The following is a 24,795-nucleotide window of genomic DNA, read 5'->3' on the forward strand; positions in this document are numbered from 1 at the left end:
CGCCGGAGGCCATCGCCATGTCCAGCCCATCGCTGCCATCGCGGCAGCGACCGTCGCAGGAGCGCGAACAGCTCGATCTGTTCCGCGCCCTGCCGGGCGACATGGCGCCGCGCGACAGCCAGGACCTGATGGCCTTTCCATTCTTCTCACTGGCGAAGTCGCGGCGCTCTGCGTCGATCAACTTCCAGGCGGGCGGCGTGACGATCCGCGTGGAGGGCACGCAGGAACACGGCATCGCCACGATCTGGGATGCCGACATCCTGATCTGGGCCGCCAGCCAGGTCGTGGAGGCACGCGATGCGGGCTTGCGCCCTTCGCGGCTGATGCAGGCCACGCCCTACGAGATCCTGCGCTTCATCGGGCGCGGTACGTCGCTGCGCGACTACCAGCGTCTCAAGGCGGCTCTGGATCGCCTGCAATCGACCACGGTGGCGACGTCCATCCGGGAGACCACGGGAAGGCGGTTGCACCGCTTCTCGTGGATCAACGAGTGGAAGGAGTTGGCCGACGCCCGCGGCACGCCACTGGGCCTCGAACTGATTCTGCCGGACTGGTTCTTTGCGGGCGTGCTGGATGCGGCACTGGTGCTGACCATCGACCCGGCGTACTTCCGGCTCACTGGGGGCATCGAACGCTGGCTGTACCGCCTGGTGAGAAAACACGGCGGACACCAACCCGGTGGCTGGCAGTTCGACTTCCAGCACCTGTACCGCAAGTCGGGCAGCGTGGCGCGGTATTACGACTTCGCGGCCGATCTGCGAGCACTGGTGGGCCGGCAAACCATGCCGGGTTATCTCCTGGGCATCGAGCATGTTTGTGGCATTTCCTCGCCACTGCTGACATTCCGGCCTGTGCCGCAAACGGCACGGGGATAACTGCGACAAAGCCTGTGGACGGACTCGTGCTATCAGGCAACTCAGGTATCGTGCTATCAGGCAACAAATCCTCGTGCTATCAGGCAACAAAATCGGCCGCAAAGCCAATAACGGCGCGGGTTTCGGCCTCTCTTAACTTCCCTAACTTAAATTCTCTAACTTTTAGTAGAAGCGCGCCGTTTCGGTGGACAACCGCCGAAAGACGAAAAGCGCAGCAAGCCAGAAGCCCAAAACAACCCCGCTTTGCAGTGCAAGTGCAGGCCAGCCTTCCAGCATGGAGGGCCGCGCCATGATCGTCGCCTTGCTCAACCAGAAAGGCGGCGTGGGCAAGACCACGCTCGCCACGCACATCGCCGGAGAACTCGCGATGCGCGGACAGTCGGTCATCCTGCTGGATGCCGATCCGCAGGGTTCATCCCTGCACTGGACGCAGCGCCGCAGCCAGCAGGGCTTGCCAAGGCTGTTCAGTGCTGTCGGTCTCGCACGCGAAACCCTGCACCAGGAAGCCCCAGAACTCGCCAGGCGGGCCGATCACGTCGTCATTGATGGGCCGCCCAGGATCGCGGCCTTGGCGCGCTCTGCGTTGCTGGCGGCGGACAAGGTGCTGATCCCGGTGCAGCCCAGTCCCTATGACCTGTGGGCCAGCGCCGAGATGGTGGCGCTGATCCGTGAGGCCCAGGTCTTCCGCCCGCTGCTCCGCGCGGCCTTCATCATCAACCGGCGCGTCAGCACCACGGTGATCGGGCGCGAGGCGCGGCAGTCGCTGGCCGAGCAGCCCCTTCCTGCGCTGCGCGCGGAAGTGCGCCAGCGCATCGTGTTCGCCGACAGCGTGGCCGCTGGCCGGCTTGCCAGCGAGACGGCGCCGGACAGTGCCGCCACGCGCGAAATCACCGCGCTGGTGGACGAACTGCTGCGGTGGCCGACATGACAGCGAAGCCGCCACCCAACAGCAAACGCGCTGCCAAGCGCGTGGGCATCGGCGCACGCCCGCCCGCGAATCCGCATGCCGAGGCGTGGATTCGTCAGGGCGATGTCGATGCGCTCAACAAGGGCGACCTTTACACAGCCCGGTTGACCCTCGACATCACGCCCGCCATGCGCTCGCGCATCAAGGTGTCGGCCTTCACGCAAGGCGTGACGGTGGCCGACCTGCTGCGCGGTCTGCTGGAGCGGGAGTTTCCGGAGCACCGCAGGGAGAACACACCATGACCGCATCCACTTCGTCTGCCACTGACGCTGCCACGGCTGCACCGTCGCCGTCACTCGCGGCGCTCACTGGCCGGCCTGCCGGAACGCCGCTGACGCGCGTTTCTCTGGCCTACGTGGAACACCGGATCAAGCTCTACCTGCGCTTTGGCGAACCGGCGCGCACGCTGCGGCTCGACCGCTGGCGCAGCGTGGCCGTATTCCTGCCGAACGCCATGTTCTGCCGCATCCGCTGGGAGTCCAACGACTACGGCACGATCCGCTGGCAGCTCATGGTGATGCAGGCTTGCACGCCGCTCGATGCTGCGCAACGCATCCCTGGCGTGCAGCCGGGCGCGCGCCTGCTGCTGCACGCCGAGGGCGACAACCAGGTCCGCGCCGTGCTGGAGCGCATCGACGCCATCGAGAGGTTGGGCATTGCGCCCGCCGCCGCATCACCCGCGTACTGGCGCACGCTGGGCAACCGGCTCGCTGCGCGCTTGCCGCTGCCCGAATACACCGCCGAGCGACACGCCGCCTGGCTGGCCGGGAGGGTGCTGCCATGACGACCACGACAGCATCACTTTCTCGCTCGCCTGTGCACTCACGTTTGCGCGCTCGCCGCGTGCTGGCGGGCCTGTCCGTCTGTGGCCTCGCTGCGCTGGCCTGGGCGGCTTTCGTGCACCCGCTGCCGCGCCTGGTCTACAACCCGTCCGACAGCGTGGCGGTCGGTTGGTATCGCGTCGATCCGCGAGGCCACGGTGCCGCCTCGCTGCTTGTGGGCAGCATCGTCCTGACCCGGTTGCCAGCCGACGCTGCCGCGCTTTCTGCGCAGCGCGGCTACCTGCCGGCGCGCATTCCGCTGCTCAAGCGCGTGGGCGCGGTCGCACCACAAGAAGTTTGCGTTTTCGGCGCATTGGTCTGGATCGACGGCGTGCCGGTGGCCGCCGTTCGATCCGCTGACCGACTGGGCCGTCCGTTGCCATCCTGGCCGCAGTGCCGCCGCCTTCAGGCTGGGGAGATTTTCCTATTGAGCACCACCAATCCGGCGTCGTTCGACAGCCGGTATTTCGGGCCGGTCAGCACCTCCGCCGTGATCGGCGTGGCGCACCCGGTCTGGCTGGAGTCACGCCCATGATGGCCGCAGATTTGCTGCACGCGAGCGTGCATCGCATCGTGCCATCAGGCGTGTCGTTCTGCTGGCCATTGTCGCGTTGTCGCGCATACAGTGCAGATGCGTTCGCATTGCACTTCGCGCTATCCCACGGGTTGCATCTCGGGTTGCATTCTGCGCAGCCCACCAACGTGCAGATGCCTTGCCGCGAACACGGCCGGTCTGTGGCCGTCGCCGTGTTCGCCAGTGCGCTGGCTGCATGTGCAGCAGCGCCACCGGGCCGCAGTTGCCGGGAGTGGATGCGGGAGGCAAATGCGGAAGGCAAGACAAAAGGGGGCGGCACCGGCCCGCCCGCAAAGCCAGTCTGCACGTGGGGGTGGCGCGGCACACGCCTGCTTCGCCGCCGTGCCGCGTGGAGCGCGAGGCCCGCGCCAATGCGGGTATGCCCGCGTGCTTTGCACGACCGGACACGCCAGAGCTTGCAGGGAGCACAGCCATGAGCGAGCGCCGCGATGACGATTTCCACATCCGCCCCAGCGCCCCGAAGAACCGGGGCCAGGGATTCGTCTCCAAGGTGCTCAAGCAGGCCGGCAAAGCCAGCAGCGGCAAGTCCTCGGTGCACCGCCCAGGGGGAGCTGGCAAGGGTGCTGGAACCGGCCAACGGCCCGGCTCGCGCCTCGGGCGAGGTCACACGGCTGCCCGCTTCGCGGGCGCGAAGTTGACGCCCATGTCGCGGCGCGTGACCATCAAGACGCTGCTGGTCAATCAGCAGCGGGCCAACCCGCAATCGCTCGCTAAACATCTGCGCTACATCGAACGCGACGGCGTGGGCCGCGACGGCGAGCCGGGCCGGGCCTACGGGCCGCAGACCGACGAAGCCGACCTCGATGCCTTCAAGGAACACTGCGACGACGACCGGCACCACTTCCGCTTCATCCTCTCGCCCGAGGATGGGGCGGAGCTGGAAAACCTGCGCACCTACACGCGGCACCTCATGGGGCGCATGGAGGCCGACCTGGGCACGAGCCTGGAATGGGTGGCCGTTGATCACTGGAATACCGACAACCCGCACACGCATATCGTCGCGCGCGGGCGCGATGACACGGACAAAGACCTCATCATTTCGGGTGACTACATCGCCGACGGGTTCCGGCACCGGGCCGCCGAACTGGCGACCGAATGGCTGGGGCCGCGCACCGAACTGGAGATTCAGCAGGCCATGCTGCGGGAGGTGGGGCAAGAGAGGTGGACGAGTCTGGATCGCACGCTGCAACGCGAAGCCGGCGACGACGGCCGGATACAGATCGAACGCTTCAACGAACCGCGGCTGCAACGCCAGCGCCTGCTGCTGATCGGCCGGCTGCAACGCTTGCAGCGGCTGGGCCTGGCCGACGAGGTTCAGCCCAGCACCTGGGCCGTCCATGCCGATGCCGAGAAGACCTTGCGCGCCCTGGGCGAGCGCGGCGACATCATCCGCACGATGCAGCGGGCCATGCGCGGCGAGGCGCGCGAACTGGCGGTGTTCGAGCCGGGTGAAGATGGCCGAACCATCCTAGGTCGTGTGGCTGCGAAGGGACTGGCCGACGAACTGCGCGACCGGGGCTATCTGGTCATCGACGGCGTGGACGGCAAGGCCCACTACGTCGCGCTCAATGCCGGCGACGAACTGTCGAACTACCCCATGGGTGCGGTGTTGGAAGTGAAAGGATCGGCCGACATACGGGCCGCCGACAGGAACATCGCCGCGCTGACGAGCGATGGGCTGTACCGCACCGACCATCACCTTGCTATCGCACAGGGTCAGGCCATGCCGGGCCGCGACCCGCAAGAAGTGGTGGCGGCCCACGTTCGCCGGCTGGAAGCCTTGCGCCGGGCTGGCATCGTGGAGCGTGTGGCCGAGGGACTATGGAAGGTGCCGGGCGACCTGCCCGAACGTGGCCGCCAGTACGACGCGCAGCGCCTGGGCGGCGTGGCCGTGGAGCTGAAATCCCATCTGCCCATTGAGCGGCAGGCCCGCGTCATCGGCGCCACCTGGTTGGATCAGCAGTTGATCGGCGGCGGCAAGGGTCTGGGCGACCTGGGCTTTGGCAGCGAGGCCAGGCAGGCGCTGCAGCAGCGAGCCGACTTCCTGGCCGAACAGGGACTGGCCGAGCGGCGCGGGCAGCGCATCATCCTGGCGCGCAACCTGCTGGCAACGCTGCGTGGCCGGGAGGTAGCGCAGGCCGCGAAAGACATTGCCACCGATACCGGCTTGGAGCATCGCCCCTTGGCCGACGGGCAACGCGTGGCCGGCATCTACCGACGTTCCGTCATGCTCGCCAGTGGGCGATACGCCATGCTCGACGACGGCATGGGATTCAGCCTGGTGCCTTGGAAGCCGGTGATCGAGCCGCGGCTGGGGCAGCAGATCGCCGCGACGGTGCGGGGCAGCAGTGTTTCGTGGGAGATCGGGCGACAACGGGGGCAATCCTTGAGTTGATTACTGCATCCTGCAGTTGATCGGCGCAACACGCGCTGCGCCAATCTGAGCGGCGAGTTCTCCGCCTGGGGCAGCCGCACATGGTCGATCGGACCGACTGCCGCTGTTCGACCGTGGCCGCCGCAAGAGCGTGGGGCAGTTGCGCGAGCTGGAGCAGCAGGAAGTGGCCGTGTACTACCAGAAGACCGTGCTCAAAGCCTGGCAGGAGATCGACGACGCGCTCAGCGGATACACAGCAGGAACGTGAACTGCAAGCCCGGACGCACAGCGCCGGCCAAGCCTACGAACTGGCTCGGGCACGCTACGACGGCGGCATGGCCGACTTCCTCTCGATGCTCGACAGCCAGCGCAGCTATTTGCAAGCGCGTCGCGCCCTGGCTGCCAGCGAAGGGCGCCTTGGCACCCGCTACGTGATGGTCGACAAGGCCATTGGCAATGCACAAATATCGGAAGGTGGCGAGACGAAATGACGAACCGCGTTAGCGCATACCCCGAGCGCTCACATCAACTGTTATTAGTTGTGGAGTAGGTCTTCTCGCATGATCGGGAACACTGCGGGGATTCGTCTTACCGGCTGCCCGCAGGGCAGACGCATCCAACGACGCGTTGGCACGTCTTTCCGCGCCGGAGAGAAGTATTTCAGCAGCCCTGCTAAGTCCTGGATGGCCTTCGACCACGGGCACTGATATTGAGAACGGCAGCTGTAACAATGACAAAAATCCCACTCAACTGTGCGAGTGAAACCTTTTCTCCAAGAGCAAGCCACGAGAGAAGCAGGGAGAACACGACGGTCATGTACTGAAGGGACGCTGCAACGATTTGATCACCAGAGCCAAAAGCCTTTGACACGCCAAACTGCCCCAGGGCTCCCAAGACCCCGGCTAACATGAGCAAAAGATAACCTTGAATGTCATTGCTGATATGGCCCTGCGCCAGCGACGTCAGAGGGAATGACAGGATGGCGGCCATCGTCGAAAAGTAGAAAACCATCTGCCATTCATTCTGGCCAGAATTTTTCAGGACACGGACGTCCTTGAATGCAAGTGCTGCAATCAGTGAAGCACACACACCTAAAACGACTGGAAATACATCGCTGGATCGCAGGCTACCGCCGAAGGGGTTCAACAGAACAATCACCCCAAAAAAGCCAAGAAGGATGTATGCGATCTCCTTCTTCGATGGCTTGTTGCTGGAACTTTCAAAGAGATAGAGGATGAGTCCCAAGAAAAGAGGGGATAAGTAGTTCAGCGTGACTGAGACCCCCATGGGCAAAACCCCTAGGGTGTAGTACCAGGTTGCCATGGACACTAGTCCGAAGAGGCTACGTCGGGCATGGATACCGAAGACATTCGTCCGTAGCTGAAATCGAAGAACTGACCTGATCAGCAGTACGAAAAAAATGGACGAAGCAGACCTTATGAACAAGATATCGGGTACAGAAAAGTGCTTTGCTTCCAGCTTGATGATGAATGCCATCAACGTGAAACTACTGGTCGCGAGCAACATCCAGAGAATGGAGAACATGGAAAAAATCGCAATACCGACGTGGGGAGCTTTGATAGCCGATATGGACTCCAATTCGTATTGGGTCTCTCATTGCTAACGGCATGAGAAAATCTTAGGCAACGGCTTGCCCTGACAGCAGACCCCTTTTTCCGGTCTTGCCAGACCTTCTGGAACTGAGTCAAATTGGTCTGGTTCGACTCGGAAAAGTGGCACACAGTCAATTGCATGCGATTGATAGACTGCTGTCGCACTATTTGTCTTTCGGCTTTATTCCTCCGCCTATATGCCTACGGTGACCGGCCGGGCTCTGTAGCAGTTTCATTGAATATGACCGCCGAGTTGCGTCGCGACGCCCCACTCCATTTCTGGCGCGGTGTATCCGTACTTAGTGTTGGCGAACAGGGGTTGCCATATGGACGATGAAGTGCTTCCGACAGTCAGTGCTCTTCTCCTTGAGCAGGTAGATAGCAACGTCTGGAAGGCCATTGAGGCCGAGCGGGGTCGGCAGGCACGTTCGATTGAACTGATTGCGTCAGAAAACTTCGTTAGCCGAGCGGTGCTCCAAGCCCAAGGATCGGTGCTGACTAACAAGCATGCTGAGGGCTATCCGGGAGCTCGCTACTACGGAGGATGCTCGCACGCGGACGCGGTGGAGATTCTGGCCATCGAGCGAGCCAAGGCACTTTTCAACTGCAGATATGCCAACGTGCAACCGCATTCAGGAAGCCAGGCCAATCAAGGCGTGTACCTCGCATTCCTTGAGCCCGGAGACAAGATTCTTGGCCTTGACCTGAGGTCCGGTGGGCACCTGACCCACGGAGCGCGCGTGAGCTTGTCGGGCAAGTGGTTTCAGTCAGTCTGCTACGGCGTGGAGCCCATTACGGAACTGGTCGATATGGACAACGTCGCGCTCATAGCCAGAAAGGAGCGACCCAGGCTCATCATCGCGGGAGGATCGGCCTACTCCCGGGTGATTGACTTTGCGAGATTTCGGGACATCGCCGATGAAGTGGGGGCGATTTTCATGGCCGACATCGCGCATGTGGCAGGCTTGGTCGCGGGAGGTGTCTTTCCCTCGCCCATTCCCTATGCGCATGTCACCACGACGACGACTCACAAGACCCTTCGAGGCCCACGCGGAGGCATGATCTTGAGCAACGATGCCGAGATTGCCCAGCAGATTGATGCCGCAGTGTTCCCTGGGCTTCAGTCGGGGCCGCTGATGCATGTCATTTCTGCTAAGGCTGTTGCCTTGGGTGAAGCCCTCCATCCCACGTTTCGTACATACGCAAAAGCGGTGTTGGAGAACGCTCGGGCATTGTGTGATCGGCTTGCTCAAGGCGGACTCTCCGTTGTATCCGGTGGAACGGATTGCCACCTTGGCGTGATTGATCTGCGCCCTTGGGGTCTAACAGGAAAGTCCGCAGAAATGGCGTTGGATGAGATTGGCATCACCGTCAACAAGAATACCGTTCCCAACGATAATGCCGCGCCTCTGGTCGCATCAGGTATTCGAGTAGGCAGCGCCGCATGCACGTCCCGAGGCATGGGAGTGGATGAATTCAGGGAAATCGGCGACATGATCCTCGCAACGCTTGGAGGGGTTCGCAGTGGAACGATGAACGCCCACACGCTAAAGGCTATTCATCAAGGTGTGTCAAACCTGACCAGGCGCTACCCACTTCCCTATTGACCTCGGCCGACAGGCACCGGCATGCTGCGAAGGGCATTGGCCAAGCACAAGATGGCGGACTCGATCTCGTACGCAGTCAGCGACGCGTAGCCCAGCAACCAACCCGGCTGCTTGTGTTCGCCGGCGTACAAGCGGCTGAGTCCCGGCAATACGACATTGACAGCGGCTGCCCGACGTATGGTGTCTTGCTCCGACCATCCGGGCTCCAGTAGACACGGAACCTGCAGCCCACCCGCTGGGCGTGGTGCCGTGACGATTCCCGCCAAGTGTTTACCGATGGACTCAAGGATGACCTCGCGGCGGCTCGCGTACAGCTTGCGCATGTTTCTCACGTGCGAGTTGTAGTGGCCGTCTTCCATGAACCTGGCCAGCGTCAGTTGCAAAATCTGCGGGGTGTGACCGTCCATGATGCTTCGCGCATGGGTGAACGCCTTGACCAACTCCTGTGGCAAAGCGATATACCCCATGCGTAAACTTGGATAAAGCGTCTTGCTGAATGTGCCGATATAGATCGTCCGTGCGTACTTGTCCAATCCTTGGACGCAGGCGGTCGGCATGCCGTCGTAGTGGAATTCGCTGTCGTAGTCGTCTTCGATAATCCAGCGGCCGTTTTCCGCAGCCCAGTGAATCAAGTCCAGACGACGCTCCAACGACATGGTGGCCCCCGTGGGGTATTGGTGTGACGGAGTCACGTACACACAAGTCGCGCCACTGCGGTCTGCTCGCAGCAGATCCGTGCGGATACCTTGTGCATCCACGTCAATCGGCGTGATTTTGGCTTCTGCCGACTCGAAAGCCTTCTTGGCCCCGAAGTACCCAGGATTCTCCAGCAGGATCGGTTTGCCTGCATCCACCAGCAATTGAGCGCACAAGAATAATGCCTGCCGGGTACTGCTCAGCACCAGGATCTGCTCGGCCGAGACCTTTGCTCCACGCTCCAGGTTGAGATAGGTTGCGATGGCTTCGCGCAGAGGTTTTGCCCCTTGCGGGTCACCATGTAAAAGCACGCTGGTGCGATAGTCCTTGAGTGCCTGGCGCTGCAGGCGCTCCCACACATCGGTAGGGAAGGTTCGCGTCTCTGGCAGACCTGTGGCAAATGCCTTGATTGATTGCTGATCCGAGATTCCCTCACTCTCGAGGATGACGTTCCCCCGCCGGCTCAAGCCCACACCCGGTGCCTGTGCTCGTCTTTCATGTTCTTGGTATTTCACGCGCCGCCGAGGGTGCCCTCGCAATTCCGCGCCAATGGTCTCGGAAACGTAGCTCCCTGATCCCTGCTGCCGAACGATGAACCCGTCTCGGTGCAGTTGCATGTACGCATTCTCGACCGTATCGCGTGCGATCCCGAGTGACTCGGCAAGCGAGCGCGTCGCCGGCAGTTTCAACCCAGGGGGCAAGGCGCCATCAAGGATCAGCTCGCGCATGGCGCGCTGCACACGCTGGTGCAGATCGAGTAACTGGAACTCCGCATCGTTCATCCGAATTCGCAGCGTCTCTAGCTCGAATGTTTTACTCATATGGTCTGCTCCTTGAAGTCAATGGTCCATCACTATGGCAGGCCATCTTATCGTCGTCGCTTGCCAAATGGTCTGACGTAAATCAAAAAAGTGTATGGCTTGCATAGTCCACTAGAGGCCTATAAACACAACTTCCATTGAAGCTCGGCGTTCAAGTAGTAAAGAGGAATTAAGAAACACCATGTCTCCATCCGACTCACATCCATCCCTTCGAATACGTGATCTCACCCATCCGGTCGTAGCCGGCCTGATTTCGGTCATCGTCAACTACGGCGGCACCTTCATCCTGGTGTTCCAGGCGGCCAAGGTCGCGGGACTGAGCCCGGAGCTGACGGCCTCGTGGGTGTGGTCGATTTCCATCGGCGTGGGCGTGACGGGGATCATCCTGAGCTGGCTGACGCGCGAGCCCATCATTACCGCCTGGTCCACGCCAGCGGCGGCGTTTCTGGTCACGGCGCTGGCGACCACGCCTTATGCCGAAGCGGTGGGCGCCTACATGATTTCGGCAGCGGCATTTGTCGTGCTGGGGCTGTCGGGTTGGTTCGAGCGCTTGATCCGCCTGATTCCTCCGGGCGTGGCCGCAGGTTTGCTCGCGGGCATCCTGCTGCAATTCGGCATCAAGGCTTTCGGCGGCATGAGCATTGATCCGGTGCTGGCCGGCTTGCTGATCGTGACTTATGTGGTGCTCAAGCGCTTCAGCGCGCGTTATGCCGTCGTCGGCATCCTGGTGTTGGGCTTGCTCTTTCTGCTCATGCAGGATCGCGTGGATCTGTCGGGACTGAGCTTGAAGCTCGCCGCTCCGCTTTTCACCATGCCGGCGTTCTCGCTCAACGCCTTGCTGAGCGTCGCCTTGCCCTTGTTCCTCATCACCCTGACCGGCCAATACATGCCCGGCATGCTGGTGCTGCGCAATGACGGCTTCAAGACCAGCGCCAACCCCATCGTGACGGTGACGGGTCTTGGCTCGCTGCTGATGGCTCCGTTCGGCTCGCATGCCTTCAACATCGCCGCCATCACGGCCGCCATCGCCACGGGCCGAGAGGCGCACGAAGACCCGTCCAAGCGCTGGATCGCGGGCATCGCCGCAGGCGTGTGCTACATCCTCGTGGGCGTGTTCGGCGTGACATTGGCCGCCGTCTTCATGGCATTCCCTGCGACCTTCATCACCACGCTGGCAGGGCTGGCACTGCTGGGCACCATCGGCGGCAGCCTGGCCACCGCCCTGGCCGACGCGAAGACGCGCGAAGCGTCGCTGATCACCTTCCTGGCTGCCGCCGCCAACATCTCGCTGCTGGGCATCGGTGGCGCGTTCTGGGGTCTAGTGATCGGGCTGGTCGCCTATGCCGTGCTCAATGGCGCACTGCCGCGCAGCGCGCGGCCGGCCGCTGCGGCTTCGACCACCGAGCCCGCGATCAAGAGGGAGCGCGCCAATGCCTGAGCCATCGGACACCCAGACCCGTCACGACCAGCATGGCCGCTATCCGCAGGCGGCCACGGTCGATGACTTCCGGCACAACCTGGCAGCGGTGCGGGCTCGCATGGACGTCGCCTGCCACCGCGCCGGACGCGATCCGGGGGGAGTGCGTCTGCTGCCGGTGAGCAAGACCAAGCCCGAGGCCAGCCTGCGCCTGGCCTACGCGGCGGGTTGCCGCCTGCTCGGCGAAAACAAGGTGCAGGAAGCTTTCGGCAAATGGGAAGCTATGCAGGACCTGACCGATCTGCACTGGTCGGTCATCGGCCATCTGCAGACCAACAAGGCCAAGCTGGTGGCGCGTTTCGCCAGCGAGTTCCAGGCACTGGACAGTCTGCGCGTGGCCGAGGCGCTGGAGCGGCGCCTGCAGGCCGAGGGCCGTGCGCTGGATGTGTTCGTGCAGGTCAACACCTCGGGCGAGGCCAGCAAGTACGGGCTGTCGCCCGAGAACGTGCAGGGCTTCATGAAAGAACTGCCCTCATTCCCGGCGCTGCGCGTGCGCGGGTTGATGACACTGGCACTGTTTTCCGCTGAAGCTGAAAGGGTGCGGCAGTGCTTCATCCTGTTGCGCAATCTGCGCGACCAGTTGCGGCAAAGCGCGCCGGCAAGCATCGGGCTGGAGGAGTTGTCCATGGGCATGTCCGGCGACTTCGAGATCGCCATCGAGGAAGGCGCCACTGTGGTGCGCGTCGGGCAGGCCATTTTTGGCGCGCGGGCTATGCCGGACAGTTACTACTGGCCGACAGAGACAGCGGGGACACAGGCATGACCGATACACCGTCTCCTGCCCTGCTGCCGTTGCGGCCCGACGTGGTTTCGGTGCAATCGCAGGTGGTTTATGGCCGCGTGGGCAACAACGTCGCGGTTCCCACCTTGGAGTCACTGGGCCTGTCGGTGGTTGCAGTGCCGACCGTCGTGTTCAGCAACACGCCCCACTATCCGACGATGCACGGCGGTGCGTTGCCTGTCGAATGGTTCGAGGGCTATTTGCAGGATTTGTCGGAACGCGGGGCGCTGCACGCACTGCGCGCCATCTTGGCTGGCTACCTGGGCAGTCCGGGGCAAGCCAAGGTGCTGGCCCGCTGGACGCAGGGCTTGCAGGCGGAGCGCGCAGACCTGCGCGTGGTCATCGACCCCGTGATGGGCGATCACGATCACGGCATCTATGTCGATACCGACATGGCCGAAGCCTACCGCCAGCTTTTGCTGCCGCTCGCTCACGGACTGACACCGAACGGGTTTGAGCTGGCGCACCTGACAGGCCGCCCGGTCGATGACACGGAGAGTGTCGTTGCCGCTGCCCGTACCTTGCTGACCGGTTGCACTCAATGGATCGCGGTGACCAGTGCAGCACCGGATACCTGGGCGCATGGCGAGATGCAGGTTGTATTGGTTACCCGCGCGCAGGCGCACGTCATCACGCATGCGCGCATCGACGCCGTGCCCAAAGGAACTGGTGATCTGTTCTGCGCTGCCTTGACGGGGCATTGGCTCAACGGTGCCACCTTGCCCGAAGCCATTGCCAGGGCTTGCCAAACGATCGTGCAGGCGCTGCGCCACACCCACAACGCGCAATGCGCGGAGTTGGTGCTGCCGAGCCGGGTGGCAAGCCCCCAGGCCAACAGCCAGACCCACGCACGCGAACTGGTGCGTATCCGTCAAGCGTTTTCTGAATCCCACTGGAGTCACCGTACATGCAACACACCACTTCCCATTTGATGCGGGCCTATGCCCGCCAACCCGTCTCCTTCACACGCGGCAGCGGCGCGCGTCTGTGGGACGAGAGCGGCGTGGAATACCTGGACGCCATCGCGGGCGTCGCCGTCACCAGCCTGGGCCATGCCCATCCGGAGATTGCCGCCGTCATTGCCGAACAGGCCGGGCTGCTGCTGCACACCTCCAACGTGTTCCGCATCGACTGGCAGGAGCAACTGGGCGAACGTTTGTGCGCGTTGGCGGGCATGCAGCGGGTCTTCTTCTGCAACTCTGGCGCCGAAGCCAACGAAACTGCGCTCAAGCTCGCACGCCTGCACGGGCACCGCAGGCAGGTGGCGCAACCCCAGATACTCGTGATGGAGAACGGCTTTCATGGCCGCACCCTGGCAACGCTCTCGGCCACCGGCAATCCGGCGAAGCAGCAAGGCTTTGAGCCGCTGATGCCGGGTTTCCTGCGGGTTCCCTATGACGATATCGAGGCAGTTCGCCGGGCGGCAGACCAATCGCCCAGCATCGTTGCGGTGCTGATCGAACCTGTGCAGGGGGAAGGCGGCATCCGCGTCGCCAGTGCCGACTATTTGCGGCAACTGCGGTCTTTGTGCGATGAGCGTGGCTGGCTACTGATGATCGACGAAATCCAGGCGGGCATGGGCCGCACCGGCGCGTGGTTCGGGCACCAGCATGCGGGCATCACACCCGACGTCATGACCTTGGCGAAGGCGCTGGGTAACGGCTTTCCGATCGGTGCCTGCCTGGCGCGGGGTGAGGCGGCCGATCTGTTCTCGCCCGGCCAGCACGGCTCCACCTTTGGCGGCAACCCTCTGGCCTGCCGTGTGGGCTGTACGGTGCTCGACATCATGGCCCGGGACGGCATGCCGCAGCGGGCCGCCGTTCTGGGAACGCGCCTTCTCACGGGCCTGCAAAAGGCATTGGGCCAGCACCCGAGTGTCCTTGCGATCCGGGGCCAGGGCCTGATGGCGGGCATCGAGCTGGACAGGAGTTGCAAGGAACTGGTCGGGCGGGCGTTGGAGGAGCAGCGCTTGCTCATCACGGTGACGCGCGATACCACCATCCGGTTGCTGCCGCCGCTGATCTGCGACGAAGCGCAGATTGACGACATCGTGGCACGTGTCGCCCGCTTGCTGTCTTCGATCCCTACGCTCAATCCTGCAGAGCCTACCCTCAACGATCTCGTCGATAGGACACCCCACCATGTATGACGCATCCCTCGCCCTTATGGACTTTGACCCCGAGCTGTCGCAGGCCCTGCAGAACGAAGAGCGCCGCCAGGAGGATCATGTCGAGCTGATCGCCTCCGAGAACTACGCCAGCCCGTTGGTGATGGCCGTCCAGAACTCGGTGTTCACCAACAAGTACGCCGAGGGCTATCCCGGCAAGCGCTACTACAGCGGCTGCGACAACGTGGACGTGGCCGAGCGCCTGGCCATCGAGCGGGTCAAGGCGCTGTTCGATTGCGACTACGCCAACGTCCAGCCCCACGCCGGCGCCCAGGCCAACGCGGCGGTGTTCCTGGCCCTGACCAACCCTGGCGATACCGTGATGGGCATGAACCTGGCCCAGGGCGGCCATCTGACCCACGGCAATCCGTCCAACTTCTCCGGGCGCCATTACAAGATCGTGCCCTATGGTCTTGACCCTGAGACCGGCCTGATCGACTACGACGAGATGGAGCGCATCGCGCTGGAGACCCGACCGAAGATGCTGATCGGCGGTTTCTCAGCCTATTCGCGCCATAAGGACTGGGCGCGCATGCGCACCATCGCCGACAAGGTAGGCGCGGTCTTCTGGGTGGACATGGCGCATGTGGCAGGCTTGGTGGCAGCGGGCGAGTACCCCGATCCACTGCCGCATGCCCACGTGGTCACCAGCACCACGCACAAGACCCTGCGCGGCCCACGCGGCGGCATCATCCTGGCTAAGGGGCAGGACGAGGACTTCTACAAGAAACTCAACTCCGCTGTGTTCCCGGGCATCCAGGGCGGCCCATTGATGCACGTGATCGCCGCCAAGGCCATCGCATTCAAGGAAGCGCTACGACCCGAGTTCAAGACGTACCAGCACCAGGTCGTGACCAACGCACGTGCCATGGCGGCCACGCTCCAGCAACGCGGCTACAAGATCGTGTCAGGTGGGACCGACAACCACCTGATGCTGATCGACCTGTCCGCCAAGCCATACACCGGCAAGGACGCTGACGCCGCACTGAGCGACGCTTACATCACCACGAACAAGAACTCGGTGCCCAACGACCCTCGCTCGCCTTTTGTAACCTCAGGCGTGCGCATTGGCACACCCGCTGTGACCACGCGAGGCTTTGGCGTGGCCGAGTGCGAGCAACTGGCCGGCTGGGTGTGTGACGTGCTGGATGCGCTGGAGACTGGTGGCAGTACGCTGACAACGGTGCGTGATCGGGTGCGTGAACTGGTGGTGGGCTTGTGCCAACGCCATCCCGTGTACCGGTAGCGGTTTTGCACATGGAATTGCGGCATCTTCGTTGCTTCATGGCCGTGGCCGAAGAACTCCACTTCGCCCGCGCGGCCGAGAAGCTGCATATGGAGCAATCGCCGCTGTCGCGAGCCATCAAGGAGCTGGAAGAAGACCTGAGCGAAGTGCTGTTTGCCCGTACCACGCGCAGCACGCGATTGACCCGTGCGGGAAAGCTGTTTCTGGAGCACGTGCCGCGTGTCTTCACTGCCTTGCAGCAGGCGCGCGACAGCGTGAAGGCAGCGGCCAACGGCTTCCACTGCCAGTTGCGGATCGCGCTGTCCGATGGCATCACGCCCTCGCGCCTGCCCAACCTGTTGGCACTATGCCGCCAGGAGGAGCCCGAGGTCGAAATGCGCTTCTTTGAGGTTTCCCTGTCGCAGCAGATCAAGGGGCTGCATGACGATCTATACGACGTTGGATTCGCTCAGTCGGATGAGGTCGGTGATGGCATCGTGGCGATTCCTGTGTGGAGCGATCCCCTCATGGTCGCCGTACCGGCCCGGCATCCGCTGCTCAAGCACAAACGTATCCCTCTGGAAGAGCTGCTGCGTTATCCGCTCGCGCTATGCGATCCGCAGGCATGCGAAGGCCATGCTAAGCACATCGAGCGCGTGCTCCGTCAGGTCGATACAGAACCGCTGATTGCTGAACGGGTGGCCTCATGCGACATGATGATGGTGCTGGTATCGGCGGGACTCGCCCTGGGATTGACCAGCAAGATTCACATCACCACCAGCCGGGAAATAGGCGTGGTCGCGCGTCCACTGGCCGGGCGCACGCACATGGTCACGACCTCTTTGCTGCGTCCGGCGGGAGAGGTGTCGGAGGTGCTGGCTCGCTTCATCGAACGAGTGCAAGCCATCGAGCCCTCCGAAGGCGACAGGCCCTTGCCGGGCGATCACCCCAATTCACCGAAGGAGTCCAAGCCATGAAGAGAACCATTCCATTCGTATTGGTCGCGGTACTTTCTGCCTGCGGCCTATCGGATTCCCCTCCGCAGGTAAACATCCCGACAGTCGAAGAATTGGCTGCTGATCCCCAGCGACTCAAAGAGTTGCGCCAGCAGTGTAAGACCGATCGCCCCATACTGGGTGACGTGTTGTGCAACCGGGTGGCCGAAGCCACAAGCCGCCGATTCTTCGGTGACGGCAAAGTGCCTTACACGCCACCGAAGGAGCCACCCAAGTTCTGATCGTCTGCTGTCTGCAACGAATCCCGGTTTTCTTTCTCCACACGCCGCAGCGCGCCCGCGCTTGCGGCTTTTTTTCGTCTTTCGCTTCTGCGCGAATTCTTGTTTTCTTCTCGACCTTTGTCCCGATAACGGTCTTTGACCGGCACTGACCCGGCACCGATCCTGAAGCCTGCGGCACATCGTTGTGCCGCGTTTGGAGGCAGGGTCATGCAAGGAACGAACGTGCTGTTCGGTCAGATCGCCGTGGTATTCGGCATCGTGATCGCCGGAGTGTGGAGCGCGACACAATGGACAGCAGCGGCCCTGGGCTATCAACTACGCCTGGGTTCGCCCTGGTTCGATCTGTTGGGCACACCGATCTACCACCCGTGGAAGCTGTTCGAGTGGTGGTTCTTCTTCGATGCCTATGCGTCCCACATCTTCGACGTGGGCGGCGCCATTGCCGCCGGCAGCGGTTTGCTCGCCGTGGTGGTCGCCATCGGCATGTCTATCTGGCGCTCGCGCCAGTCGCGCCTGGTTACGACCTACGGTTCGGCACGCTGGGCCGACGCCAGCGACATTCGCAAGGCAGGGCTGACCCAGCCCGCTGGTGTGTTCCTCGGTCGGCATGGTGATGAGTACCTGCGCCACGAAGGGCCAGAACACGTCCTGACCTTCGCGCCCACGCGCTCGGGCAAGGGCGTGGGCCTGGTAGTGCCGACGCTGTTGTCGTGGCCCGCATCGGCCGTCGTTCATGACATCAAGGGTGAGAACTGGCAGATCACCGCAGGCTGGCGCAGTCGCTTCAGTCACTGCCTGCTGTTCAACCCCACCGATGCCAAGTCAGCCGCTTACAACCCGCTGCTGGAAGTGCGGCGCGGCGCGCATGAAGTACGCGACGTGCAGAACATCGCCGACATCCTGGTCGATCCCGAAGGCGCGCTGGAGAAGCGAAACCACTGGGAGAAGACTTCGCATGCGCTGCTGGTCGGTGCCATCTTGCATGTGCTTTACGCCGGTGAGGACAAGACGCTGCGGGGCGTGGCGAACTTCCTCAGCGATCCGGCTTGCCCCTTCGAGCTGACGCTGCACCAGATGATGACCACGCGACATCTGAGCAACGAGCCGCATCCCGTGGTGGCCTCCGCTGCCCGTGAAGTGCTGAACAAATCGGACAACGAACGTTCGGGCGTGCTCTCCACGGCGATGTCGTTCCTCGGCCTGTACCGTGATCCCACGGTGGCCGAAGTCACCTCACGCTGCGACTGGCGCATTGCGGATCTGATTTCTGCTGAGTACCCGGTATCGCTGTATCTCGTGGTGCCGCCTTCGGACATCTCGCGGACGAAGCCGCTCATTCGCCTGATCCTCAACCAGATCGGTCGGCGGCTCACGGAATCGCTCGACGGCAGCGACGGCATTGCGCGCCGTCACAAGCTGCTGCTGATGCTCGATGAGTTCCCGGCGCTGGGGCGCCTGGACTTCTTCGAGACTGCATTGGCCTTCATGGCCGGCTACGGCATCCGCAGCTTCCTGATCGCGCAGTCGCTCAACCAGATCGACAAAGCCTACGGCCAGAACCATTCGATCCTCGACAACTGCCATGTGCGGGTGACCTTCGCCACCAACGACGAACGCACCGCCAAGCGGATCTCAGAAACGCTCGGAACCGCTACTGAACTGAAGTCTCAGCGCAACTACGCGGGTCACCGGCTCGCGCCGTGGCTGGGCCACCTGATGGTGTCGCGCCAGGAGACGGCCCGCCCGCTGCTAACACCCGGCGAAGTCATGCAATTGCCGCCCGATGAGGCTGTGGTGATGGTCTCCAGCTTGGCTCCGATCAAAGCCAAGAAGCTGCGCTACTACGCGGACAGCAACTTCAAGCACCGCGTGCTGCCGCCGCCCGTGCTTGCTGCGGGTCGCTACGCCGACGTGCCTCCCTCGCGTGCCGACGACTGGAGCAGTCTGGCGATTCCCTCCATGCCGATCGCAGCTCTTGCCGGTGCAGTCGACGGCGTCTCTGCTGCGGCCGATGACGGCGGCCCACGCCGCCAGCCCGAGCTTTCCGAAGTCTCCGAATACCAACCCGAACAGGCATCCGCAGTCAACGACCTTGCGCTGCTCGATGACGACGACGCGCCGCTTCCGCTCCCGCGCCAGCTTGACCCAGCGCTGCAGCGCACGGCCCGGCTGGCATCCCTCGACCCCAACGACGGAATCGACCTATGACCCAACACCGCCTCAACGTGTTCATCCAGCCCGAGCACAGCAAACGGCTTGATGAACTGGCCGCCAAGAAAGGCGTGTCCAAGTCCAGCATCGTCGCGGCGGCGCTCGCATCGTGGCTGTCGCCCGATGCCGCCGACCAGCGCGAAGCGGCCATTGCCAAGCGGCTCGATCGCCTGTCACGCCACGCCGAGCGTCTGGAGCGCGACCAGAACATCCAGATCGAGACACTGGCGCTGTTCATCCGCTATTTCCTGACGGTAAGCACGCCCGTGCCCGAAGCGCATCAAGACGCAGCTCGCGCCCAAGGCAAGGCCCGCTTCGAGCAGTTCGTCGAACAGCTCGGACGCCACCTGCTGCGCGGGCGCAGCCTGGTGCGGGACGTGGTGGAGGAACTGCATCCTGATCCGATGCGGATGGATGACGCGGTGGCACATACCGATGAGCGGGAGCGTGCCTCATGAGCGCCGTTCCCCAACTCCCGGCAGAACCTCGTTCATCGGCCGCTACGTCGCTGGATCGCCGCATCCAGATGCTGCGTACCGCCATGGGGCCGCTGATCGCCGCCGCGCTCGAAGACCCGGACGTGGTGGAAATCATGCTCAACCCGGATCGCACCTTGTGGATCGACCGACTTTCATCGGGGCGCGCACCAATGGGCATGGAGCTGTCCGAAGCCGATGGCGAACGCATCATCCGGCTGGTGGCTGCCCACGTCGGTGCGGAAGTGCATCGCGGCCAGCCCTTGCTGAGCGCCGAGCTGCCCGAGACGGGCGAGCGCTTCGAGGGCATCCTGCCGCCGGCCGCGCCAGGGCCAGCCTTCGCCTTGCGCAAGCGCGCTGTCGGCGTAATCCCGCTGTCGCGCTACATCGAGGACAGAATGATGACCGTCGCGCAGGCGGACCTGCTGGTGCGCGCCGTGCGCGAGCGCCAGAACATCCTGATCGCGGGCGGCACCAGCACCGGCAAGACGACGCTGGCCAATGCCTTGCTTGCGGAAATCGCAGCAACGGGCGACCGCGTGCTGGTGCTCGAAGACACGGTGGAGCTGCAATGCGCAGCCCGTGACCACGTGCCACTGCGCACACGCCGAGGTGTGGTGTCCATGCAGGAGCTGGTGCGCTCTTCCATGCGACTGCGGCCAGATCGCGTGGTGGTCGGCGAGGTGCGTGGTGCCGAGGCGCTGGATCTCATCAAGGTCTGGGGCACGGGCCATCCGGGCGGCATCGCCACGATCCATGCCGGCTCCGCCATCGGCGCATTGCTGCGCCTGGAGCAATTGATTCTCGAAGTGGCGGTGAATCCGCCTCGTGCGCTGATCGCCGAAGCGGTCAATGTGGTGATCCACATCGCCGGGCGCGGGCGCAAGCGCCGCATCGAGAGCATCGCCCACGTCGTCGGCTTGGACGGCGTGGGCTACCACCTGGCGGATGCGATGGAGACGCCGTTTCCTGAGCTGCCATCGCAGTCCGACCTTTCTTCCCTGTCCCTCAATCACCCTGGAAAACCTCCATGACGCACGTTCCTGCTTTCCGTCTTTCCGTAAATCCGCTTCCCCGGCCCGCACGGCTGGATGGCCTTACTCGCCCGGCGATGCAGGGCATGCTGCTCGCGGCGCTGATGCTGCTGCTTGCTGGTACTGCGCAGGCCGCTGGCTCCAGCATGCCCTGGGAAGCGCCGCTGCAATCCATCTTGGAGTCAATCCAGGGGCCAGTGGCTCGGATCGTCGCGGTCATCATCATCATCGCCACGGGTCTCGCGCTCGCCTTCGGTGATACCAGCGGAGGCTTTCGCAAGCTGATCCAGATCGTGTTCGGTCTGTCCATCGCGTTCGCGGCGTCGAGCTTCTTCCTGTCGTTCTTCAGCTTCTCCGGTGGGGCCGTCGTATGAGCAGCCCGGATACCTTCGCGGCCGGCTTCGAGGTGCCCCTGCATCGCTCGCTCACCGAACTGATCCTGCTGGGCGGTGCACCGCGCACCGTGGCCATTGCCAACGGCACGCTGGCCGCCGCCGTGGGCTTGGGCCTGCAACTGTGGATTCCGGGCGTGGTGCTCTGGATCGTCGGCCATTCGCTGGCGGTATGGGGTGCGCGCGTCGATCCGCAGTTCATGCAGGTCTTTGCGCGGCACATCAAGCACCGCTCACTGCTGGACGTGTGAGGGGAATGCCATGCTGAACCTCGCCGAGTACCGTCAGCGGCCCGCACTGCTCGCCGACTGGCTCCCTTGGGCCGGCCTGGTGGCGCCGGGCGTCGTCTTGAACAAGGACGGCAGTTTCCAGCGCACAGCCCGGTTTCGGGGGCCGGACCTCGACAGCGCGACGCAGGGCGAGCTGATCGCCACATCGGCGCGCTTGAACAACGCACTGCGCCGCTTGGGATCGGGCTGGGCACTGTTCATCGAAGCCGAACGCCGGCCCGCCGCCAACTATCCACACTCGGACTTCCCCGAGCCACTGTCCTGGCTGGTGGACGAGGAACGCCGAGCCACCTTCGAGGACTCGGGCAACCACTTCGAGAGCGGCTATCACCTGACGCTGGTGTACCTCCCTCCGGAAGAATCACGCGCCCGCGCGGCGGGGATGCTGTACGAGAACCGGCCCACCGAGGGCGTGGACTGGCGCGAGCGCCTGACGGCATTTCAAGCAGAAACGGATCGCGTCTTCGATCTGCTCGATGGCGTGATGCCGGAGATCGCGTGGCTGGATGACAGCCAGACGCTGACCTACCTGCATTCGACCATTTCAACACGGCGCTACCGCGTGGCCGTTCCGGAAGTGCCATTCCACCTTGATGCGCTACTGGCCGATTCCGCGTTCATTGGTGGGCTGGCTCCGATGCTGGGCGACCAGCACCTGCGCGTGACGACGGTGCGAGGTTTTCCGACCTCGACCTGGCCGGGGATTCTGGACGACCTCAACCGCCTCGGCTTTGCGTATCGCTGGAGTACGCGCTTTCTCTGCCTAGACAAAGCCGAGGCGGAAAAAGAACTCGCCCGCCTGCGCCGCCAGTGGTTCGCCAAGCGCAAGAACGTCATTGCGCTGCTGCGCGAGACGATCTTCCAGCAGGAAAGCCCGCTGGTCGATACCGACGCCAGCAACAAATCGGCCGATGCCGATGCAGCGTTGCAGGAGCTGGGCAGCGACCAGGTGGCCTTTGGCTATGTCACCGCCACGGTGATGGTGCTTGATGCTGACCCAGCGAAGGCCGACGAGAAGCTGCGCATGGTGGAGCGCGTCATCCAGGGTCGGGGCTTCGTCACCATCCCAGAAACGCTCAACGCCGTGGATGCGTGGCTGTCCTCTATTCCCGGTCATGCGTATGCGAACGTGCGCCAGCCCATCGTCTCGACGCTGAACCTGGCGCACCTGATGCCGGTGTCCGCCGTATGGGCCGGGCCGGAAAAGAACGCGCATCTTGATGGCCCACCGCTGATCGTGACCCGCACCGAGGGCGCGACGCCGTTCCGGCTGGTCACGCACATTGGCGATGTGGGCCACACGCTGGTGGCTGGCCCCACGGGCATGGGCAAGTCGGTGTTGCTCGCCACCTTGGCGATGCAGTTCCGCCGCTACCGCGGTTCGCGCATCTTCGCTTTCGACATGGGGCGCTCGATGCGCGCCACCATCCTGGGACTGGGCGGTGAGCACTACGACCTCGGGATGGATGGCGAGATCGCTTTCCAGCCGCTCGCGCGCATCGACCGCGAGAGCTACCGCACCTGGGCGGCCGAGTGGATCGAAGGCCGCTTGCTACACGAAGGCGTGGCAGTCAGCCCCGACGTGAAAGCAGCCATCTGGTCGGCGCTCGGCAGTCTTGCTGGTGCGCCCGTGGAGCAGCGCACGATGACCGGCCTGTCCGTGCTGCTGCAATCGAACGCGCTGCGCCAGGCGCTTGCGCCCTATGTGCTGGGTGGTGCCCACGGCAAGCTGCTGGACGCGGATTTGGATCGCCTGGGTTCCGGCTCCGTGCAGTGCTTCGAGATGGAGGAGCTGATGCACAGTAAGGCCGCCGTCATGGCCGTGCTGCATTACCTCTTTGCCCGGTTCGATGAGCGTTTCGACGGTGCGCCCACGCTGCTGATCCTCGATGAAGCCTGGCTGTTCCTCGACGACCCGGTGTTTGCTGCACGCATCCGGCAGTGGCTGAAGACGTTGCGCAAGAAGAACGTGAGCGTCATCTTCGCTACGCAGAGCCTGGCGGACATCAAGGATTCGAGCATCGCACCGGCCATCATCGAAAGCTGCGCGAGCCGCATTTTCCTGCCCAACCCGCAGGCGACCGAACCGCAGATTCGCACGATCTACGATGGCTTCGGGCTGAACTCTCGCCAGATCGAGATCGTCGCCACCGCGCAGCCCAAGCGGGACTACTACTACCAATCCCGTCTCGGCAACCGCCTGTTCGACCTCGACCTGGGGCCGGCGATGCTGGCCTTCGTGGGCGCTTCCATACCGCAGGACCAGCGGGACATGGACACGGTACTCGCTGCGGCCACTTCCTCTTCCTTCCCATTCGCAGCCCTCTGGCTGCGCCATCGCGGCTTGCACTGGGCCGCCGACCTGCTGTCTTCGTTTCCGTCCCCCCACCCACAGGAGAACCCATCATGAAAAAGCGTCTTATCACCGCTGTCGTCGCGACCATGCTTTGCGCTGCGACCACTGTCCATGCGCAAAGGGTCGTGATTGATCCCACCAACCTCGTGCAGAACACGCTGACGGCCATTCGCACGTTGGAGCAGATCAACAACCAGATCCAGCAGCTCCAGAACGAGGCGCGGATGTTGACGAACCAGGCGCGAAACCTTGCCAGCCTGCCGTTCAACGTGGTGAGCCGGCTGCGCAGCAATCTGGCACTGACTCAGCGGCTGATCGCCCAGGCCAAAGGCATGGCCTATGACGTGGCGAACATGGACCAGATGTTCCGGCGCCTGTATCCCGAGCAATACGCGGCCACGGTGAGCGGCGACCAGATGTACCGCGATACGCAGGAGCGCTGGAAGAACACGCTCAATGGCCTGCAGACCACCATGCAAATGCAGGCCCAGGCCTCGCAGAACCTGAGCGATGACGAGGGTGTGCTGGCCGACCTCGTGGGTAAGAGCCAGTCGGCTGAGGGCGCGCTGCAGGCCATGCAGGCCATGAATCAACTCTTGGCCTTGCAGGCCAAGCAGTCCATCCAGACCCAGCGACTGCAGATCACACAGGACCGGGCGGCCTCGCTGGAGCTGGCACGGCAGGCCGCCGCCGTCGAGCGCGGCCGCGAGGTGACGCGGCGTTTCCTGGGTACGGGCACGCCGTACACGCCGCACCCCATCAATTTCTATGGCAACTGAC

24 protein-coding genes are annotated in these 24,795 nt (G+C 63.4%); 22 read left to right on the top strand and 2 right to left on the bottom strand.

Going from position 1 to position 24,795, the window contains the following annotated elements; translation table 11 throughout:
- Positions 1-17: 17 nt before the first annotated feature.
- The 7 genes from ACFQPB_RS13950 to ACFQPB_RS13980 all read left to right on the top strand — a co-directional run bounded on the left by ACFQPB_RS13950 (position 18) and on the right by ACFQPB_RS13980 (position 6,123).
- Positions 18-875 (top strand): replication initiator protein A, encoded by an 858-nt coding sequence (locus ACFQPB_RS13950; protein ID WP_382224347.1) that lies wholly within the window; start codon positions 18-20, stop codon positions 873-875.
- A 289-nt stretch (positions 876-1,164) separates the two neighbouring features.
- On the top strand, positions 1,165-1,803 hold the full coding sequence (gene parA, locus ACFQPB_RS13955) for a ParA family partition ATPase (protein WP_382224349.1): 639 nt from the start codon (positions 1,165-1,167) through the stop codon (positions 1,801-1,803).
- Positions 1,800-2,084, top strand: coding sequence for a chromosome partitioning protein ParB (locus ACFQPB_RS13960; protein ID WP_382224352.1), 285 nt, complete (start codon positions 1,800-1,802; stop codon positions 2,082-2,084). Before parA ends, ACFQPB_RS13960 begins: the two co-directional genes overlap by 4 nt.
- Positions 2,081-2,626 carry a DUF2840 domain-containing protein gene (locus ACFQPB_RS13965; protein ID WP_382224355.1) on the top strand — a complete coding sequence of 182 codons (546 nt, stop codon included), beginning with the start codon at positions 2,081-2,083 and terminating at the stop codon, positions 2,624-2,626. Before ACFQPB_RS13960 ends, ACFQPB_RS13965 begins: the two co-directional genes overlap by 4 nt.
- Positions 2,623-3,198 (top strand): S26 family signal peptidase, encoded by a 576-nt coding sequence (locus ACFQPB_RS13970; RefSeq protein ID WP_382224358.1) that lies wholly within the window; start codon positions 2,623-2,625, stop codon positions 3,196-3,198. Before ACFQPB_RS13965 ends, ACFQPB_RS13970 begins: the two co-directional genes overlap by 4 nt.
- 472 nt (positions 3,199-3,670) lie before the next feature.
- Complete coding sequence (locus ACFQPB_RS13975) at positions 3,671-5,653, top strand: relaxase/mobilization nuclease domain-containing protein (protein ID WP_382224360.1); 1,983 nt, start codon at positions 3,671-3,673, stop codon at positions 5,651-5,653.
- A 314-nt stretch (positions 5,654-5,967) separates the two neighbouring features.
- Positions 5,968-6,123 (top strand): hypothetical protein, encoded by a 156-nt coding sequence (locus ACFQPB_RS13980; protein WP_465262279.1) that lies wholly within the window; start codon positions 5,968-5,970, stop codon positions 6,121-6,123.
- A gap of 181 nt (positions 6,124-6,304) precedes the next feature.
- Here the strand turns inward: ACFQPB_RS13980 and ACFQPB_RS13985 are convergent, their stop codons facing one another.
- Positions 6,305-7,177, bottom strand: a complete 873-nt coding sequence (locus ACFQPB_RS13985) for a DMT family transporter (protein ID WP_382224363.1) — start codon at positions 7,175-7,177, stop codon at positions 6,305-6,307.
- A 394-nt stretch (positions 7,178-7,571) separates the two neighbouring features.
- Between ACFQPB_RS13985 and ACFQPB_RS13990 the strand changes: the two genes are divergently transcribed.
- Entirely contained in the window at positions 7,572-8,852 is a 1,281-nt protein-coding gene (locus ACFQPB_RS13990; protein ID WP_382224366.1) for a serine hydroxymethyltransferase, read from the top strand.
- Here the strand turns inward: ACFQPB_RS13990 and pdxR are convergent.
- A complete protein-coding gene (pdxR, locus tag ACFQPB_RS13995; RefSeq protein WP_382224369.1) occupies positions 8,846-10,369 on the bottom strand; it encodes a MocR-like pyridoxine biosynthesis transcription factor PdxR in 1,524 nt (507 codons plus the stop codon). The two genes, ACFQPB_RS13990 and pdxR, sit on opposite strands and share 7 nt — an antisense overlap.
- Positions 10,370-10,550: 181 nt before the next feature.
- Here pdxR and ACFQPB_RS14000 point away from each other — a divergent pair, with 181 nt between their 5' ends.
- The 14 genes from ACFQPB_RS14000 to trbJ all read left to right on the top strand — a co-directional run bounded on the left by ACFQPB_RS14000 (position 10,551) and on the right by trbJ (position 24,794).
- Complete coding sequence (locus ACFQPB_RS14000) at positions 10,551-11,807, top strand: benzoate/H(+) symporter BenE family transporter (RefSeq protein WP_382224372.1); 1,257 nt, start codon at positions 10,551-10,553, stop codon at positions 11,805-11,807.
- Positions 11,800-12,609 carry a YggS family pyridoxal phosphate-dependent enzyme gene (locus ACFQPB_RS14005; RefSeq protein ID WP_382224375.1) on the top strand — a complete coding sequence of 270 codons (810 nt, stop codon included), beginning with the start codon at positions 11,800-11,802 and terminating at the stop codon, positions 12,607-12,609. Before ACFQPB_RS14000 ends, ACFQPB_RS14005 begins: the two co-directional genes overlap by 8 nt.
- Complete coding sequence (pdxK, locus tag ACFQPB_RS14010) at positions 12,606-13,559, top strand: pyridoxine/pyridoxal/pyridoxamine kinase (protein WP_382224378.1); 954 nt, start codon at positions 12,606-12,608, stop codon at positions 13,557-13,559. The genes ACFQPB_RS14005 and pdxK overlap by 4 nt, the downstream gene beginning before the upstream one ends.
- Complete coding sequence (locus ACFQPB_RS14015; protein WP_382224381.1) at positions 13,535-14,776, top strand: aspartate aminotransferase family protein; 1,242 nt, start codon at positions 13,535-13,537, stop codon at positions 14,774-14,776. Before pdxK ends, ACFQPB_RS14015 begins: the two co-directional genes overlap by 25 nt.
- On the top strand, positions 14,769-16,040 hold the full coding sequence (gene glyA, locus ACFQPB_RS14020) for a serine hydroxymethyltransferase (RefSeq protein WP_382224384.1): 1,272 nt from the start codon (positions 14,769-14,771) through the stop codon (positions 16,038-16,040). The genes ACFQPB_RS14015 and glyA overlap by 8 nt, the downstream gene beginning before the upstream one ends.
- A gap of 11 nt (positions 16,041-16,051) precedes the next feature.
- On the top strand, positions 16,052-16,996 hold the full coding sequence (locus ACFQPB_RS14025) for a LysR family transcriptional regulator (protein WP_382224387.1): 945 nt from the start codon (positions 16,052-16,054) through the stop codon (positions 16,994-16,996).
- Positions 16,993-17,256, top strand: a complete 264-nt coding sequence (locus ACFQPB_RS14030) for an EexN family lipoprotein (protein ID WP_382224390.1) — start codon at positions 16,993-16,995, stop codon at positions 17,254-17,256. The genes ACFQPB_RS14025 and ACFQPB_RS14030 overlap by 4 nt, the downstream gene beginning before the upstream one ends.
- Before the next feature lie 207 nt (positions 17,257-17,463).
- On the top strand, positions 17,464-19,464 hold the full coding sequence (locus ACFQPB_RS14035; protein ID WP_382224393.1) for a conjugal transfer protein TraG: 2,001 nt from the start codon (positions 17,464-17,466) through the stop codon (positions 19,462-19,464).
- On the top strand, positions 19,461-19,925 hold the full coding sequence (locus tag ACFQPB_RS14040; RefSeq protein ID WP_382224396.1) for a CopG family transcriptional regulator: 465 nt from the start codon (positions 19,461-19,463) through the stop codon (positions 19,923-19,925). Before ACFQPB_RS14035 ends, ACFQPB_RS14040 begins: the two co-directional genes overlap by 4 nt.
- Entirely contained in the window at positions 19,922-20,977 is a 1,056-nt protein-coding gene (gene trbB, locus ACFQPB_RS14045) for a P-type conjugative transfer ATPase TrbB (RefSeq protein ID WP_382224399.1), read from the top strand. Before ACFQPB_RS14040 ends, trbB begins: the two co-directional genes overlap by 4 nt.
- Entirely contained in the window at positions 20,974-21,351 is a 378-nt protein-coding gene (locus ACFQPB_RS14050; RefSeq protein ID WP_305335773.1) for a TrbC/VirB2 family type IV secretion system protein, read from the top strand. The genes trbB and ACFQPB_RS14050 overlap by 4 nt, the downstream gene beginning before the upstream one ends.
- Positions 21,348-21,620, top strand: a complete 273-nt coding sequence (locus ACFQPB_RS14055) for a VirB3 family type IV secretion system protein (protein WP_305335772.1) — start codon at positions 21,348-21,350, stop codon at positions 21,618-21,620. Before ACFQPB_RS14050 ends, ACFQPB_RS14055 begins: the two co-directional genes overlap by 4 nt.
- A gap of 10 nt (positions 21,621-21,630) precedes the next feature.
- On the top strand, positions 21,631-24,069 hold the full coding sequence (trbE, locus tag ACFQPB_RS14060; protein WP_382224404.1) for a conjugal transfer protein TrbE: 2,439 nt from the start codon (positions 21,631-21,633) through the stop codon (positions 24,067-24,069).
- On the top strand, positions 24,066-24,794 hold the full coding sequence (gene trbJ / locus ACFQPB_RS14065; protein WP_382224407.1) for a P-type conjugative transfer protein TrbJ: 729 nt from the start codon (positions 24,066-24,068) through the stop codon (positions 24,792-24,794). Before trbE ends, trbJ begins: the two co-directional genes overlap by 4 nt.
- The last annotated feature ends 1 nt before the right edge of the window (position 24,795 follow it).

Source organism: Hydrogenophaga atypica (genome assembly GCF_042665215.1).
Taxonomy (GTDB): Bacteria; Pseudomonadota; Gammaproteobacteria; order Burkholderiales; family Burkholderiaceae_C; genus Hydrogenophaga; species Hydrogenophaga defluvii_A.

Bases quoted from the DNA above. Each gene is read 5' to 3' on its own strand.
- ACFQPB_RS14000 (WP_382224372.1), top strand. From the start codon at position 10,551: ATGTCTCCATCCGACTCACATCCATCCCTTCGAATACGTGATCTCACC.
- ACFQPB_RS14005 (WP_382224375.1), top strand. From the start codon at position 11,800: ATGCCTGAGCCATCGGACACCCAGACCCGTCACGACCAGCATGGCCGC.
- trbE (WP_382224404.1), top strand. From the start codon at position 21,631: ATGCTGAACCTCGCCGAGTACCGTCAGCGGCCCGCACTGCTCGCCGAC.
- parA (WP_382224349.1), top strand. From the start codon at position 1,165: ATGATCGTCGCCTTGCTCAACCAGAAAGGCGGCGTGGGCAAGACCACG.
- ACFQPB_RS13960 (WP_382224352.1), top strand. From the start codon at position 1,800: ATGACAGCGAAGCCGCCACCCAACAGCAAACGCGCTGCCAAGCGCGTG.
- ACFQPB_RS13980 (WP_465262279.1), top strand. From the start codon at position 5,968: ATGGCCGACTTCCTCTCGATGCTCGACAGCCAGCGCAGCTATTTGCAA.
- glyA (WP_382224384.1), top strand. From the start codon at position 14,769: ATGTATGACGCATCCCTCGCCCTTATGGACTTTGACCCCGAGCTGTCG.
- ACFQPB_RS13975 (WP_382224360.1), top strand. From the start codon at position 3,671: ATGAGCGAGCGCCGCGATGACGATTTCCACATCCGCCCCAGCGCCCCG.
- ACFQPB_RS14025 (WP_382224387.1), top strand. From the start codon at position 16,052: ATGGAATTGCGGCATCTTCGTTGCTTCATGGCCGTGGCCGAAGAACTC.
- ACFQPB_RS14055 (WP_305335772.1), top strand. From the start codon at position 21,348: ATGAGCAGCCCGGATACCTTCGCGGCCGGCTTCGAGGTGCCCCTGCAT.
- ACFQPB_RS14040 (WP_382224396.1), top strand. From the start codon at position 19,461: ATGACCCAACACCGCCTCAACGTGTTCATCCAGCCCGAGCACAGCAAA.
- ACFQPB_RS14015 (WP_382224381.1), top strand. From the start codon at position 13,535: ATGCAACACACCACTTCCCATTTGATGCGGGCCTATGCCCGCCAACCC.
- ACFQPB_RS14035 (WP_382224393.1), top strand. From the start codon at position 17,464: ATGCAAGGAACGAACGTGCTGTTCGGTCAGATCGCCGTGGTATTCGGC.
- ACFQPB_RS13990 (WP_382224366.1), top strand. From the start codon at position 7,572: ATGGACGATGAAGTGCTTCCGACAGTCAGTGCTCTTCTCCTTGAGCAG.
- pdxR (WP_382224369.1), bottom strand. From the start codon at position 10,369: ATGAGTAAAACATTCGAGCTAGAGACGCTGCGAATTCGGATGAACGAT.
- trbJ (WP_382224407.1), top strand. From the start codon at position 24,066: ATGAAAAAGCGTCTTATCACCGCTGTCGTCGCGACCATGCTTTGCGCT.
- ACFQPB_RS13965 (WP_382224355.1), top strand. From the start codon at position 2,081: ATGACCGCATCCACTTCGTCTGCCACTGACGCTGCCACGGCTGCACCG.
- ACFQPB_RS14050 (WP_305335773.1), top strand. From the start codon at position 20,974: ATGACGCACGTTCCTGCTTTCCGTCTTTCCGTAAATCCGCTTCCCCGG.
- ACFQPB_RS13950 (WP_382224347.1), top strand. From the start codon at position 18: ATGTCCAGCCCATCGCTGCCATCGCGGCAGCGACCGTCGCAGGAGCGC.
- ACFQPB_RS14030 (WP_382224390.1), top strand. From the start codon at position 16,993: ATGAAGAGAACCATTCCATTCGTATTGGTCGCGGTACTTTCTGCCTGC.
- ACFQPB_RS13985 (WP_382224363.1), bottom strand. From the start codon at position 7,177: ATGTTCTCCATTCTCTGGATGTTGCTCGCGACCAGTAGTTTCACGTTG.
- trbB (WP_382224399.1), top strand. From the start codon at position 19,922: ATGAGCGCCGTTCCCCAACTCCCGGCAGAACCTCGTTCATCGGCCGCT.
- pdxK (WP_382224378.1), top strand. From the start codon at position 12,606: ATGACCGATACACCGTCTCCTGCCCTGCTGCCGTTGCGGCCCGACGTG.
- ACFQPB_RS13970 (WP_382224358.1), top strand. From the start codon at position 2,623: ATGACGACCACGACAGCATCACTTTCTCGCTCGCCTGTGCACTCACGT.